Consider the following 11682-nt stretch of genomic DNA (forward strand, 5'->3'; position numbering starts at 1 on the left):
CACGGTCTCCCTACTTCCGGCGGGCCAGGCGGGTGATGCCCGCCGTGGGCGTCGGGGCGGCGGGCTCGGCCGCCCTGAGCTGTTCGATGCGGGCCGCGAGCCCGCCGACGGTCGGCGTGTCGAACAGGGTGCGCATCGGCAGCCGCACGCCGGCCTCGCGGCTGATCCGGGCGATCAGCTGCACGGCGACCAGCGAATTGCCGCCCAGCTCGAAGAAGTCGTCGTCGACGAACACCCGCTCGACGCCGATGGTCTCGGCCCAGATCCCACACAGCGTCGCCGCCAGCGCGGAAACCGGCTCCGCCACTGGCTTTTCGACCACGGGCGCGTCGGCGAGGCGTTCCACCGCCGGCCGGCGAACCCGGGTGAGCATGTCGCCGAGCGCCTCGGTGTTGATCACGACCTGGGGGCCGAGGTCCACGGTCAGCGCCCGGCGGAACGCCTCCGCGCCCTGCTCCGGCCGGATGCCACGAGTGTGCGCCGCCGGCTCGTCCCGGCGAGGCACGCGACCGCCCCGAGCGTGTTCGGTGCGCACGCCCTCGCGCCGGCTGGTGACGATGAACCCACCGCTCTCGCCGAACTCCACCCGGTATTCGGCCACCCCGCCGTCCGGAATGGACAGTGATGGCCCGAAGACGACGTCACTCAGGTCAACGGTCCCGAGCCCGCACTCGGCCGCGCCGGCTCGGACGACGGCCAGGTGGTCGTCGGCCGACATCGTCCCGCCGGTCAGTCGGCCCCAACAGGCCAAACCGCTGCGGCGGCGCAGGATCGGATGCTCGACCGGCACGGCCAGCCGGGCGGCGTCGCGATCGGCCGCGCCGCCGAGGCCGTCCACCTCCATGCCGACCTCGAGCCAGCCGCCCCAGTTCACCGACAGCACGCGGCACGGCCAACCGTGATCGCTGCGCGCGTAGGCATCGAGGAACGCGTTGGCCGCGCAGTAGTCGACCATGCCGAACCCGCCGGCGAAGGCGACGGTCGACGAGCACAGCAGCACAAAATCCAGCGCCAGGTCCCCGAAGGCCTGCTTCAGCGCCGGCGGGCCGGCCAGCTTCGGTGCGAGCACGGCGGTCACCGCCGCCCGGTCCTTGAGTTCGGCGACGCCGCCACCGGGCAGGCCGGCGGCGTGCACGATGCCGTCCAGGCCACCGAATTCGGCCACCGCCCGGGCCCGCACCCGTCCCAGGTCGGCCGGATCCGTCACGTCGGCGGCAACGACCAGCACCCGACCGCCGGCCTGCTCCATTCGGCGGATCGCCGCGATCGCCCGGCCGATATGGCTGGCGGGGCCGTGGATCGACAGCTGCGTGTCCCAGTCCTCACGGGGCGGCAGCCCCGATCGGGACAGCAGCACCACCCGGGCCCGCGACCGCGTCGCCAGGTCCTCGGCGATGCTCAGGCCCACCCCGCCCAGGCCGCCGGTGATCAGGTAGCGCCCCTCGGTCCGCACCCCTTCGGGGCCGTTGGGCAGGGGCACCGGCTGGTGGCCGACCGCCCACCGCCGACCGGCCCGCAGCGCGACCGTCCGCCAGGCGTCGGTCAGTGACGCGTCGAACGGGGACCGGAGCTCGCCGAGCAGCTCACCGGTTGTGGTGTGGTCCGGATGCACGTCGATCCGCCGCACGGTCACCCAGGTCAGCTCCAGCGGAAGGACCCGGGCCACACCGTCCACAGTGGCCTGTTCCGGGTGGGTCAGATCGCCGCCCAGAACGTCCTCGACCCCCGAGGACACAATGTCCATATGGACCTCGGCTGGCCGCCCGGCCAGCGCCTGTCCCAGCCACAGCAGGCTGAAGAACCCGGTTTCCTGCGCCGGCCAGGCATCTGCGGCCGGATCCGCGTCCAGCGCCCACGCGTGCACGATCCGGCTCGGGACGCCGTCGGCGACCAGCCGGTCGTAGTCGGCCTTGGTCGCCAGGTCGGACGGCCGCACCTCGGTGACGGCAACGCCGTCGGCCCGCATCGCCTCGGCCAGGGACGCGCCCCGCGCGCCGGCCACGAAGACCAGACAGTCGTCGTCGAACCCGAACTGCCCGGTCGCGGCCGGAAGTTGCCGCCAGACCGGCACCTTGAACCACTGCTCGAACGGCTGGTCCACGTCGGCCGTCGGCATCGGCGCGGCGCCAACGGGATCCGCGTCGATCCAGTGCCGGTCGCGCTGGTACGGGTAGGTCGGCAGCGGTGTCCGGCGGCCGGGCGGCCCGAACGGCTGCACCGGCAGACCGGCCAGCCACAGCTCGCCGACGGTCCCGTACAGCGTGGCCAGGTCGCCGGTCCGCTCGGTCGGGCCGGGCAGGCTGGCCAGCGGGGCCATCGCCGACCGGGGCAGCCGCTGCCGGACCAGGCCGGCCAGGGTCCGGCCGGGACCGCACTCGATCACCGCCCAGTCGCCGTCGGCCAGCAGCGTCGACACGCAGTCGCCGAACCGGACCGGTTGGCGCAGCTGGTCGGCCCAGTACGCGGCGTCGCGAGCCTGCTCCTCGGTGATCCAGCCGCCGGTCAGGTTGGACAGGAACGGCAACCGCGGGGCCCGACGCGGCACGGCCTCCACCGCCACCATGAACTCGTCCAGGATCGGTTCCATCATCGGCGAGTGGAAGGCGTGCGAAGTGCGCAGCCGGCGGCACGAAATGCCCTGCGCCGCCAGGTCTTCCGCGATGGCCGCCACCGCGTCCGGCGGCCCGGCCACAACGCACGTGCCGGGCGCGTTGACGGTCGCCACCGCACATCCGGCGCCGGCCAGCCGACCCGCCATCTCGGACTCGTCCAACTGCACCGCGAGCATCGCGCCGGCCGGCATCGACTGCATCAGCCGCCCGCGCGTGGCCACCAGGCGCAACGCGTCCGACAGCTCGAACACGCCGGCCACGGTCGCGGCGACCAGCTCGCCGATGGAGTGGCCGATCATCGCCGCCGGCTCGACACCGCGGTCCCGCCACAGCGTCGCGAGCGCGTACTCCAGCACGAACAGCGCCGGTTGCGTGTACCGGGTCTGGCCCAAGGTGTCGCCGTCCGTCCCGAACATCAACGTTCGGATGTCCAGGCCCAGCAACGGTTCCAGGACTGCGGCGCAGTGGTCGACTGTGGCCGCGAACACCGGCTCAGTGCGGTGCAGTTCGGCGGCCATGCCGGCATACTGCCCGCCCTGACCGGTGAACAAGAACGCCACCCGGTGCCGGCCATTGCCCTGACCGGTGCGGACCTTCTTGTCCCGCAACGCCTCCGCCGCCGACTCCGAGTCCGCCGCGACCACGAAGGCGCGGTGTTCCCGGACGGCCCGGCCGGTCCACAGGGTGTGCGCCACATCGGCCAGGTCGGCATCGGGATGGTGGTCGAGGTGTCGGGCCAGCTGCTCGACCGAGTCCGCCAGCGCCGCCTCCGACTGCGCGGACACGGGCAGCAGATAGGCCGGCTGGTTCGAGGTCGGGCGGGGCCTCTCCGGCGCGGGCGCTTCCTCCAGGATCACGTGCGCGTTGGTGCCGCCGAAGCCGAAAGAGCTGACCGCCGCCCGCCTCGGCGTCCCGTTGGCGTCCCATTTGGACAGTGTGCCGGCCACGTAGAACGGGCTGGCCTCGATGTCGATCTCGGGGTTGATCGACTCGAAGTTGATCGACGGCGGGATCAGCCGGTGTTCGAGCGCCAGCGCGGTCTTGATCAGACCGACCACGCCCGCGGCCTGGCTGAGGTGGCCGATGTTGGACTTCACCGAGCCGATGCCGCACCACTGTCGGTCCGGGACGCCGTCCCCGTAGGCGGCGGTCAGCGCGGCGACCTCGATCGGATCGCCCAGCGCGGTGCCGGTGCCGTGCGCCTCGACGTAGCCGACGGTTCGCGGGTCGACGTCCGCGACGGCCAGCGCCTGGGCGACGCAGGCGACCTGGCCCTGCACACTCGGCGCGGAGAACCCGACCTTGTCGGAGCCGTCGTTGTTGATGGCGTTGCCCAGGATCACCGCGCGCACATGATCACCGTCGGCGAGCGCGTCGGAAAGCCGCCGCAGCGCGACAACTCCGACGCCGCTGCTCCACAGCGTGCCGTCGGCCCGGGCATCGAACGGCCGACAGTGCCCGTCGGTCGAGTTGAGGCCGGCGAGCCCGGCGTAGCCCCAACCGTGCGGCAACTCCACACACACGCCGCCGGCCAGCGCCATGTCGCATTCGCCCTGCCGCAACGCTTCCGCCGCCAGGTGCACCGCGACCAGCGACGTCGAACAAGCCGTGTGCACGGTCAGGCTCGGGCCGGTCAGCCCGAGCTTGTAGGACACCATGGTCGCCACGTAGTCCGGGTAGTTCCAGCTGGACACCATGAGGTTGCCGGCCAGTGCCGGCCACAACTTGGCGTTGCCACGGAGGTTTCGCCACTCGTAGTTGGGCACGCCGGTGCCGCCGTAGACGCCGATCGCGCCGTCGAAGCGGGCGGGGTCGTGGCCGGCGTCCTCCAGCGCGGTGTGCGCGGCCTCCAGGAACAGCCGGTTCTGCGGGTCGGCGATCTCGGCCTCACGGGCGGACATGCCGAACAGGCCGGCGTCGAAGCGATCCACCTTGTCCACCATGGCCGCCGCCGGAACCCAGTTGGGGTCGGCCAGGTTCGCCTCCGGCACCCCGGCGGCCAGCTGTTCCTCCCTGGTCATGAAGGTGACCGACTCGACGCCGTCGACCAGGTTGCGCCAGAACTGGTTCACGTCGGCGGCGCCCGGCACCCGGGCGGCCATGCCGACGATGGCGATCGGCTCCAAACCGTGTTCGGTCATGTGTCGGTCTCCTGTTCAGCGGCGCGAACCGCGGTCCGGCGGCGGGCTCGCTCGCGGCGGGCGGTGGCGCGCCGCGCGGCCGACGCGAGCGGCCGGTTCTCGGCGACGCCGTCGACGTGTCCGGCGAGGGCGCGGATGTTGTGGTAGCGGAACAGGTCCACCACCGGGATCTCCCGGTCGAACAGCTCGGCCAGCCCGGCCTGCACCGCGACGAGGTCGAAGGAACGGCCGCCGACGTCGAAGAAGTTGTCCGTGGCCCGAACCGTGTCCAGGCCGAGCACCCGCCGCCAGACCCCGGCGATGGCCAGCTCGGTCGGCGTGGCCGGCGCAGCGTCCGACCCCATGGGGCGCAACGGAGTTGGCTGGGTCTCGGGCACAGTGTGGCGGCGGGCCGGGTCCGGGAGTGCGGTGGCAACCTCGGTCATCGGACTCGTCGGATCGGCGATGAGCGCGGCCAGCAGGGCGATGTAGTCGGCCAGCAGCCCGTCGATCCGCTCATGGTCGTACAGATCGGGGTTGTAGGCCGCTTCGACGGCCAATTGTCCGTCCTGTTCGGACAGATAGATCGTCACGTCGAACGGCGAGCCCGGCACCGCGATCGGAATCGGCGCGCTGCGGACCTCCGGCAGGGACAGCGTCGCCTGGTCGAAGTTGAAGACGTTGAACAGAACCTGCACCAGCGGGCCCCGCGACGGATCCCTGGGCAGCCGCATGGCGTCGACGATCCGCTCCAGCGCGGCGGCCGGATGCGCCGTGACATCAAGGAATTCCGCGCGGCACGCCGACACCGCGGCGGCAAAGCCGCCCTCCGGTCGCAGCCGCACCGGCACGATGTCCACGCAGAAGCCGATCAGGTCCGCGAACGCCGGTTCGCCGCGGTCGGCCGCGACCACGCCGACGACGTTGTCGGGCCGGCCGGTCAGCCGGCGCAGCAACTCCCCGAAGGCCGCCAGCACCACCAGCGATGGCGTGCTCGCGTGCTCGGCCGCGAAGCCCCGGATCGTCGCTCCGAGCTCCATCGGGAGGAGTTTTGCCGCCGTGCGGCCGTTGTAGGTCTGCACCGGCGGGCGGGGCCGATCCCGGGGCAGATCCAGCACCGTCGGCGCGCCGGCCAGGTGTTCGGTCCACCAGGCCAGGTCGTTGTCCACGGCACCTTCGTCGCGGCGGGTCCGCCACGCCGCGTAGTCCGCATAGCCATGTTTCCTCGGCGGCAGGGCAGTGCCGGCATAGGCCGCGGAGAGCTCGCGGTACAGCACGGACTTCGACCAGCCGTCGGCGACCGCGTGATGCAGCACCACACTCAGGACATGGTCGTTCGCCCCGATGCGGTGCAGCCGGGCTCGCCACGCCGGCCCCTTGGTCAGATCGAAGGGCGTGCCCACGTCCGCCGCCAGCCGGGCCGGGATCTCCCCCTCGATCAGGTCTGCCACCGGCAACGAGACCTCGGCCGGCGGGTCACACACCGCGGTGGGAATCCCCCCGGTGTCGGTGATCCGCCACCGCAGCACGTCGTGCCGTTCGGCCACAGTGGACAATGCGGCGGCCAGCGTGCGCACATCCAGCTGACCGGTCAGCCGCTCCGCGAAGAGGATGTTGTACGCCGCGCTGCCCGGCGCGAGCCGGTCCAGGAACCACAGCCGGCGCTGGGACGGCGACAGCATCGGCGGCGTCCCGACCGGTGGTTCCGTCCTGGTCAGCACATTGGCCTTGGCCACGCGCTCCGCCACACCAGCGAGCGTCCGGCCGTCGAAGACGTCCTGTGCGGTGACGTCGCGCCCCAGGCCGTCCCGGATCGCCGCGACCAGCCGCATCACCGCGATGGAATGCCCACCGGCAGCCAGAAAGTCCTGGTCCCGCCGGGGTGTCGTCCCGAGCACCTCGCGCCACAGCTCCGCCACCTGCCGCTCAACCGGATCGGCCGGCAGCTCGGTGTCGTCCGGCACCTCTATCCGGCGCAACCGGGCCCGGTCGACCTTGCCGGTGGTCGGATCGACCGGCAGCCGGTCCAGGAACACGAAGCGCCTCGGCACCATGACCGGCGTCAAGCGGGTAGCGCAGTGGTCGCGAAGGGCCTCTTCGCTGGACACTCCGTCCACAAACGCGACCAGCTCCACCCCGTGCGGCCCGGGCAGCGCCTCGACCGCGACCTGACCGACTGCTTCCCGGAGCACGGCCTCGATCTCGGCCGGTTCCACCCGCTGGCCGCTGATCTTGACCTGGGCGTCCAGGCGGCCGAGGAAGTCCAGGGCTCCGTCGGGGCGACGCAGCGCGATGTCCCCCGTGCGATAGAGGCGGGAGCCGGGCGGGCCGAAGGGGTCGGGCACGAAGCGCTCGGCGGTCAAGGCGGGATTGCCGAGGTAACCGCGGGCTAAGCCCGCCCCGCCGACCAGGAGTTCGCCCGGGGTCCCGGCAGGCACGGGGCGCAGGTCGTCGTCGACGAGGTGCACCCGGTAGCCGGCCAGCGGGCGGCCGATCGGCAGCGGCTCGGTCCAGCGGCCGGTCAGCCGCTGGGCGGTCGCGGCGACGGTGATCTCCGTCGGGCCGTAGAGGTTCCACAGGCTCCGGCCCGGTGCGGTCCAGCGCTCGACCTGGGCGGGCTCGGTCACCTCGCCGCCGGTCAGCACCTCCCGGAGGTCCGGCAGTCGGCTGCCGTCCAGCAACCGCAACAGAACCGGCGTGATGAAGGCCCAGGTCACACCGTGTTCGCGCAGGAATTCCGCCAGCCGACCGGCGTCGGCCCGGTCGGCGTCGCCGGCCAGCTGCACGGATCCGCCGGCCAGCAACGGGACGAAGACGTCCAGGGTGAAGCCGTCGTAGGCCGGCGACACGATCCCCGACATCCTTGTCCCCGCGCCGACCCCGGTGAGGGCGGCGATGGTGGCGGCGAACTCGGCGATGTTGCGATGCGTGGTGAGCACGCCCTTTGGCCGCCCGGTCGACCCCGAGGTATAGAGCACGTGGGCAAGATCGTCGGGCTGCCCGCCGCTGATGGACACATCGTCCATATCGAGGACGGCGTCGGCCACGTGATCCACCACGTGAACGACCCCGGCGTCGGCGGCGATCTCCGCCCGCCGGGCCGTCGGGTGGCTCGGGTCCAACGGCACGTAGGCAGCGCCGGACAGCAGCACACCCCATACCGCGACGAGCAGATCGGGCGTCCGCGGCAGGCAGATGCCGATCCGCGCCTCCGGACCCGCGCCGACCGCCCGCAACGCGCGGGCGAGCGCCCCGGCGCGGCCGGCGAGCTCGCGGTACGTCAACACGACGTCCCACTGCCGGACCGCGACCGCGTCCGGAGTTCGCCGCGCCTGGGCCAGGAACAGCTCGCCGAGGGTCATCGCGCCGCCGCCGGATCGACCATGTGCAACCGCAGTTCACTGGAGTAGCGCCGTCCTTCGGCGTCGCGGAGCCAATGCTGGTTGACGTCCGGCAGCACCTCGGTGACGGTCACCCGGCCCTGGCCGGCGCTGCGCAGCATCACGCACAGCAGGTCGGTGTAGACCGGGCTGGTCAGGTCGGCGTAGAACGGCTTGACCTCGGCCTCCAGCTTGACGAAAACCCGGTCCGGCAGGCCGAGTTCCCGCTGCCAGCGGCGCACCGCCAGGTACCGGTCCCGATCCCCGGTGGGGACGGTGAGTCCGGTCGCGTCGACGGTCGTGCGCCAGGTCTCGCGGGCCACGACCAGCTTGTCCACCATGATTCGCGGGGTGTGCGGCGCGTCGCCGACGACCTTGAACGCCTCCGCCGCCTGCATGGACAGCAGCGCGGAGAACATCTCCAGCAAGGGCCAGGTCTGCCCGTCCGGCGCCTGGGCCACGGGTTCACCCTCCGGCCCCGGCCGCACCAGCACCGAGGTCGCCGGCAGCAACCGGTCCGGATCCGCACCGGGCGCGGCGACAAAGCCCAGCTGGCGGTCGGTCGGGCTGTCCATGGTGTGCGAGAGCCGGCCGGTGTAGCGTGGCCAGTCCGCCGGGTAGAGCGGCAGGATCCGTTGCCCGCCAATGTCTTCCGCCAGCGCGCGGGCCAGGGCCGGCTGGTCCGGGTGCCACCGGGTGAGGAACGCGCCGTCCAGGGTCTGCCACGCGGTGTGCAATTCGCCCAGCACGACAAGGAAGTCGCCACGGTCGACCGCGGCCACGTCCTGCGCGCACAGCAGCAGATCGGGGCTGTGCAACCGACCGGCCGACCACCCCGGCCGGTCGGCCGGAAAGACCGAGTGCACGGCTGCCGCCACATCGGCCGAGGACAGCCGCAACACATGGTCGGACGTCGCGCCGAACACGGTCGCCCATCGCCGGCTGAACTCCCGGGTCACCTCGTCCACCGGTCGCTCGCCGGCGCCGAACAGCAGGCCCTGCGCCAGATACCAGATCTCGGACAGCCGAACCTCGCCCTGCGCGGCCAGATCCTCATACACGTCCCGCAGCGCCCGCCGGTAGGCCTGCGCGAGTTCGGCGGTCAGCCAGCGCGCGGCCTGGAGCACCAACGCCATCGGCTCGGCCAGCTCGGCCAGCAAGCGCCCGCCCAGCACCACATCGACGTCACGGGTCGTGTCCTCGACACACAACCCACGGCCCACATAGGACTGTCCGGCATGGCGATACGCCGACCTGCCGGTGATCTCCGTGAACACCTCGCCGGCGGCGGCCAACGCTGTGCCGACCTGCTCGGGGTCACCGGCCGCCTCGGCGACCTTGTCGCGGGCATTGGACAGCCGGCCGAAGGCGGCGGTGGCCCTGGCCCGCGTCTCGGCGTCGCCGATGCCGGCCAGCAGCCGGCGCAGCACCGACTCAGCCTGTGGTCCCTGCGGCAGATCTCCCCGCCAGGTCAACAGTTCCCGCTCGGCCAACCGGTCCAACAACAGGTAGCCGTCGTCCTCGCCCCGCACCACGCCGTCGGCCACCAGCGCCTCGACAATCGCCACGGCCGGCTGTCGCCCGTCACATCGACGCAGCACCTCGGCATCCACAGTGGACACCGGAACCGGAGGCAACGCTGGCCGGAGCACTTGACGTTCGGTCAAAGTCAGGTGCGGGGCCAGCGCGGGTGGCAGCCAGCGGCGCACCGCCGAGTCCTCGGCCAGCGAGTGCGCGACGGCATTGAGCGCCCAGTACTCGAAGTCCACCGCCCGCTTGCGGATCAGGCCTTCGCCGACGCGCGCGGTCAGCGCGGGGGCGTCAGGATCGAGCGTGATCCAGGCGCAGGGGCCGAAAAACCCGATGGTCTCGTTCTTGGCGCAGTACCGCTGCCAGTACTTGGCGACCAGCCGGTGCCGCTGCCGCCAGGTGCTGTTTTTGCGGTAGCCGCCGACGCCGGCCCGGCGCAGGCTGTCCAGCACCACCAGGGCGGTCGTGCTCTGCCACGTGATCGCCTCGCGCAGCCGGGGGTCGCCGGCCAGCTCCACGCACGTCGCCGCGCCCGCGGCCAGCGCCTGCTCGAACCGTTCCTCGAACAGCCGCTCGTCGGCGTCGCCGGCCAGGAACGCGTCGGCGGCCTTGGCGCAGTCCGGCGCGGTGAACCGGGCCAGCCCGTCGATCGGGAATCCGGTGCCACGCAGCACCGCGTCCCGCCATACCGACCAGCCGGTGTCGCCCAGTGGCACCAGGTGCTCGCCGCTCATGGCCGCGCTCCTTCCGTGGGCTCGAGCCAGTGCCGCCGGCGGTTGAACCGCGGCGCCGCCGGCCGTTCACCGGGGTCTCGGGCGGCTTGTTCGACGATCACGTGGGCGTTGGTGCCGCCGAGCCCGAACGAGCTGACGCCTGCCCGCCGGGGCTCATCCGCCCACTTCGTCGTGTAGCTGTCGATCGTGAACGGCCCCGCGTCCAACTCCGGGTTGAGCGTGGCGAAATGCAGCTGCGGCGGGATGAGGCCGTCCCGCACCGAGCAGATCGCCCGGATGAGACCGACGACTCCGGCGGCGGCGTCGAGGTTGCCGATGGCGCTCTTGGCCGACCGCAGCGCACAGGAACCGTTGCGGCCAAAGGCCTTTGTCAGGGCAGCGACCTCGATGGCGTCGCCGACCAGCGTGCCGGTGCCGTGGGCCTCGACGAGTCCGATGGTGTCGGCATCGAGCTCGGCGGCGGCCAGTGCCTCCGTCACGACCCGGGTCTGGCCGGCCAGGTTGGGCGCGAAGAACCCGGCCCGCGCCGCGCCGTCGTTGTTCACCGCCCAGCCGGGCAGCACCGCGAGCACGCCGTCGCCGTCGGCGATCGCGTCCGGAAGCCGTTTGAGGACAACGGCTCCGGCCCCATTGCCGAACACCATGCCGGTCGCCGTGGCATCGAAAGGGCGGCAGAATCCGTCCGAGGACAGGGAATCGCCCTGGGTGCGGCGATAGCCGTCCTGTCGGGTCGAGGCGACCGCCGCCCCACCGGCGACCGCGAGATCACAGCGGTAATCCAGGAGCGCTTGTGCCGCTTGGCAGACCGCGACCAGCGAGGAAGAACACGCCGTCTGCACGGCCACGGCCGGCCCGGACAGGTCCAGCTTGTAGGCGACCCGCGCCGGCAGGTAGTCGGGCGTGCTGCCGGGAATCGCGGCTTCCCAGTCGGCCAGTCGGCCGAGCACGTGGCCGAGGAAGTACCGGTTGGCCCCGATTCCCGTGTAGACGCCGACCAGCGCACGGCCGTCGGCCCGGTGACCGGCATCGACCAGCGCCGAGTGCGCGGCCTCCAGGAACAGCCGGTGCTGCGGGTCGATCAGGACGGCCTCTTCCTCGCTGTAGCCGAAGAATTCGGCATCGAAGTCGGTCAGCCCGTCCAGGTGTCCATACGCGGCCACGAAGTTCGGATCGGCACTGGGGCCACGGCGGATCGAGTCGACGCCGTCGAGCTGGTTGCGCCAGAACGTGTCGACATCCGGCGCACCGGGCACCCGGCAGGCCATGCCGACCACGGCGATCTGATCTTCCACAGTGGACATCTCGG

At 72.2% G+C, this 11682-nt stretch carries 4 protein-coding genes; all 4 read right to left on the bottom strand.

Translation table 11 applies throughout. The annotated features are described in order from the left end of the window. Positions 1 to 10: 10 nt before the first annotated feature. From ACIG5F_RS39540 to ACIG5F_RS39555, 4 genes are read right to left on the bottom strand one after another with little or no spacing between them, the layout of a single operon-like run. Positions 11 to 4753 (bottom strand): SDR family NAD(P)-dependent oxidoreductase, encoded by a 4743-nt coding sequence (locus ACIG5F_RS39540; protein WP_396525204.1) that lies wholly within the window; start codon positions 4751 to 4753, stop codon positions 11 to 13. After that, positions 4750 to 8094, bottom strand: a complete 3345-nt coding sequence (locus ACIG5F_RS39545) for an amino acid adenylation domain-containing protein (RefSeq protein WP_396525205.1) — start codon at positions 8092 to 8094, stop codon at positions 4750 to 4752. The genes ACIG5F_RS39540 and ACIG5F_RS39545 overlap by 4 nt, the downstream gene beginning before the upstream one ends. Then, on the bottom strand, positions 8091 to 10376 hold the full coding sequence (locus ACIG5F_RS39550) for a lantibiotic dehydratase (RefSeq protein WP_396525206.1): 2286 nt from the start codon (positions 10374 to 10376) through the stop codon (positions 8091 to 8093). Before ACIG5F_RS39550 ends, ACIG5F_RS39545 begins: the two co-directional genes overlap by 4 nt. Continuing rightward, the gene (locus ACIG5F_RS39555; protein ID WP_396525207.1) at positions 10373 to 11677 is read right to left on the bottom strand and encodes a polyketide synthase; all 1305 of its coding nucleotides are present in this window, start codon (positions 11675 to 11677) and stop codon (positions 10373 to 10375) included. The genes ACIG5F_RS39550 and ACIG5F_RS39555 overlap by 4 nt, the downstream gene beginning before the upstream one ends. Positions 11678 to 11682 lie beyond the last annotated feature (5 nt).

This window comes from Kutzneria sp. NPDC052558 (assembly GCF_044547355.1).
Taxonomy (GTDB): domain Bacteria; phylum Actinomycetota; class Actinomycetes; order Mycobacteriales; family Pseudonocardiaceae; genus Kutzneria.

Excerpts from the sequence above, each read along its gene's own strand:
- ACIG5F_RS39545 (WP_396525205.1), bottom strand. The coding sequence starts at position 8,094 with ATGACCCTCGGCGAGCTGTTCCTGGCCCAGGCGCGGCGAACTCCGGAC.
- ACIG5F_RS39555 (WP_396525207.1), bottom strand. The coding sequence starts at position 11,677 with ATGTCCACTGTGGAAGATCAGATCGCCGTGGTCGGCATGGCCTGCCGG.
- ACIG5F_RS39540 (WP_396525204.1), bottom strand. The coding sequence starts at position 4,753 with ATGACCGAACACGGTTTGGAGCCGATCGCCATCGTCGGCATGGCCGCC.
- ACIG5F_RS39550 (WP_396525206.1), bottom strand. The coding sequence starts at position 10,376 with ATGAGCGGCGAGCACCTGGTGCCACTGGGCGACACCGGCTGGTCGGTA.